This window comes from Campylobacter sp. BCW_6877 (assembly GCF_001762445.1).
GTDB classification, from domain to species: Bacteria; Campylobacterota; Campylobacteria; order Campylobacterales; family Campylobacteraceae; genus Campylobacter_D; species Campylobacter_D jejuni.
In genome coordinates, this window is the sequence record NZ_MJWW01000025.1 from 1 (window position 1) to 3392 (window position 3392).

General features: G+C 27.6%; 2 protein-coding genes. Both read left to right on the forward strand.

The window, feature by feature from the left end; translation table 11 throughout:
• A partial coding sequence (locus AJ936_RS10430) for a type VI secretion system Vgr family protein (RefSeq protein WP_070273989.1) occupies positions 1-2550 on the forward strand: 2550 nt, incomplete at its 5' end.
• Between the two features lie 39 nt (positions 2551-2589).
• The coding region (locus AJ936_RS01675) for an ankyrin repeat domain-containing protein (RefSeq protein WP_079860603.1) at positions 2590-3392 on the forward strand (803 nt) is incomplete at its 3' end.

Genomic DNA, 3392 nt, shown 5'->3' on the forward strand with positions numbered 1-3392 from the left:
AATTCCTTTATGAGTCTTAATATATCAAATTCTACTTCAAATCCCCTACCCTTTAAAATCACTAAAGCCATTATCAAAGAAAGTCTTGAAGAACTTTTTTCTATAGAATGTGAAGGTTTTTTTGAAAGTTTAGATGAAAGCTTATTTAATCTAAGTCAAGATTTTAATTTTCATCCTAATGTTTTAATCGATCAAGAAGCTATTTTAAGTATCCATAATCCTTATGAGAATAATACCTTAAACTTTGATAACAATGAAGTAATAAACTATAAGGGAATTATCACTTATATAAAATATCTAGGTATTAATCATGAAAGTGCTTTAAATATTAATGATAGCGCTTCAAATACTAAGCAAATAAAATACAAGCATTTTTTTTCTTTTAAGCTTCAATCAGTCTTGATAAGACTTTCTTTAAATAAAGCCAATCGTATTTATACTCATACTAATATTATAGAAGTGATTAAACAAACCCTTGGTTTTTATCAAGATATCTTACATAAAGAAATTGATTATTCTAATATACATTTTAATTATGAAGAACAAGAACTCATCTCTCAATACAATGAAAGTGATTTAGACTTTATTGCAAGATTAAGCCATAATAATGGAATCTTTTTTTATGAAGATGAGAACACTATTTATTTTTGTGATGTATATAAAAATGTAAAAAATAAAGAAATTGAGTATAATCCTAATATTAATAATATTTTAAATCAAGCTTGTATTTCTTCTATTTATAAAGAACAAAGCTTAAGAACTAATTCTTTTACACATTCTAGTATCAATGCCAATACTCCTTTAAATCTTTTATCTTTACATTCTAATAAAGTTCCTTATGAACAAGAACTTAATAACAAAGCTTATTATAATGAACATTTTTATGAGAGTGAATATTCTTTTACAAAAAGCATTGATTTAAAGACTAAGCCTTCTCTTAAAGAAAAAAGAGCCTTAGTATTAAATGAAAGCTTACTAGCAAAAAGTAATATTTATCATCTTAGTTTAGGAGATTTTATCACTTTAAATTATAAGGAGTTTAATCATCAAGAAGAAATAAAAAATCAAGATGAAGAAAAACAAGATAAAGCTTCTTTGCTTAAAGACTTTATTATTATTGCTAATACTCAAATCTTAATTGATGATGCCATCTTAGCTAATTCTATTAATACTAATGATCATTTAAATTTAAAAGATTTAAATTTAAGTAAATCTTATTCCAATACTTTAACTTTATTAAAAAAGAATATTATCTTTACTCCAAGTTTTAAAGCTAAACCTAAAGCTCCTAATAGCACTCAAGGTATTGTTATAGGAGAGAGTAAGGATATAGAAAGTGAGAGAAATACTATTTATACTGATGAGCATGGAAGGGTTAAGGTAAGGATTAATCTTTATGCCAATCAAGAAGAATTAGATGAAAAAGAAAGTTTATATCATCACACTCCTTTTTTAAGAGTAGCTTCAAGTATAGCAAGTAATCATTCAGGTTTTTATCATACTCCAAGAATTGGAGATGAAGTGATTATTTCTTTTTTAGATGATGATATAGATAAGCCTTATGTAAGTGGAAGTTTGTATAATGGGACTACAACTATGCCTCAATATAATTATCCAAGATATCAAAGAGAGATTGCCACTAGCACTTTAAGTTATTTAAGCGAAGTTCCTATTATGATCAATCAAGGCTTAGATACCTTAAAACTTCAAGAAAATACAGATTATGAATTAAGCTCTATTAATAATCATTATCTTACTTTAGCAAATTCTACAATAGGAGTAGATAATACCGATGCAAAAGCAAGAAATGAAATCACTTTAAAAAATGATAAAGATAAAGAAGAAATTTATATCTTAGCGCAAAAAGATTATAAAGAAGAAATAGGCAATAATTATGAGCAAACCATAAAAAATAATAAAACTTCAGAAGTAGGAGCCTTATATACTGAATTTATCGCTTTAGGTCATATGCAAAATATCGCAGGATTTAAAAATGTCAATGTAGGGGCTGAATATTTAGAAAATACTTTACTCTCTAAAGATACCAATGTGGGTTTAAGTAATACTTTAAATGTGGGGATTAGCAATGAAATAAACATAGGGCAAAACCACGAAGAAAAAATAGGAAATGACAAAAGAGTCTTTGTAAATAATAATCTAGAACAAGATATTAAAAATGATTCTATTTATAGAGTAGGACATAATAAAAATGAAACCATAAGAGGTTCTTATGTGCTCCAAACTAACCACTCTGTAAAATTTTATTCCAAAAAAGATATGACCTTGGAAACAAATGAATATATTAAAGCCGAAGCAGATGATTCTATTAGTTTTAAAGCTAGAAAAGATTGTACTTTTGCAGCTGATAGAGTTAATACTTTAGCAAACAAAGATAGCGTTTTAGTAGCACAAGAACATATTGTTTCTAGGGTAAAAAATACAATCATTTCTCAAACAGAAGATAAAATTGTAATACAAGTAGGTAAAATGCAAATTATTATAGACGATAAGGGCTTAAGGATCAAAGGCGGTGATCTAAGAGTGGATTAAAACTAATTTTTTAAATTATAACAACACAAGGAAAAACAAATGAAAACTTTAGAAGAAATGCAAGCTATGGATGAAGAAGCTATAAGGGAGTTAGGTTGGGAGTTTTTTAGACTTGTTAAAAATAATAAACTTAAAGAAGTGAAAGAGTTTTTAAAAGATTATCCCGTGCCTGAAGTATTTTTAGAGAAACGTCGTAAGGTATATTGGTGTGGTCATCCTATACCTTTTTTTAATCCTAGTTCTACTTTAGCTTGGGCAGGGATCGCTTATGATAAGAGTCAAAGTTTTGAAATGATGGAGTATTTTGAGAGTTTAGGACTTAAAGCTGATGATGAGTGTTTAGGAAATAATGCCCTTACTGATTATATTGGAGTGGGTGGAAAAAATAAAAAAATGATTGATTATTTTTTTAAAAAAGGATGTAAATTTGAAGTTTATGATGAACGAGGTGCCACCCCTTTGCATTCTTGGATATTGCTTGGCGATCCTGAGTCTGTAAATTCTTTAGAAGTGGCTTTACAATTTGGCGCTGATGTAAATATGAGAAATATTAAAACAGAACATGAACACAGTTATATCGATGCAGGAACAACCCTTTTACATATAGCTGCAACATCCGATAAAAAACCTATTGGAACTTGTTTGGAAATTTTGATCAAATATGGAGCTGATGTCAATGCTGCTAATTGCACTATCAATAAAACTAAAGATGATAAAATTAATTATTTTAAACCTAATACTCCATTGGATCAAGCTATTTCTTTTGGAATAAATAAAAATAAAACAATCTTAAAAAAAGCAGGTGCTAAGACTTGGGAACAATTGGTTAAAGAATACAATAT